Here is a 262-nt window from a genome sequence, read left to right as displayed (position 1 = left end):
CCATGGTAGCAGAAAGCTGCGGAACCTCTGGGCAATTGCTTTTGTCCCTGATTTGCTCATTAAATCAACGCCTGACTTCTTTCCCCCGACGGGTTGAAGTTGAGCAAAACGCCCCTATTTTAAGTGAGCCCCGTCAAAGCGCAGTGCCAGCATCGTGGAACATCGCCACTTTCCTCACCACCGTTTACTGGTAGACTGCTCGTTCGCATGCGGCCATGAGGGCTGCACGGGAGACTCACGGGGCCGCCCTCCATCCCTTTAG

General features: G+C 55.3%; 1 protein-coding gene. It reads left to right on the top strand.

The annotated features are described in order from the left end of the window. Positions 1-194: hypothetical protein (locus AAEY83_RS16130; protein ID WP_351060619.1), on the top strand; the 194-nt coding region annotated here is incomplete at its 5' end. Positions 195-262 lie beyond the last annotated feature (68 nt).

The organism is Psychrobacter sp. TB20-MNA-CIBAN-0197 (genome assembly GCF_040309765.1).
Classification (GTDB): domain Bacteria; phylum Pseudomonadota; class Gammaproteobacteria; order Pseudomonadales; family Moraxellaceae; genus Psychrobacter; species Psychrobacter submarinus.
Note: the sequence above shows the minus strand (reverse complement) of the source record. Positions and strands in the feature narration are given on the sequence as shown.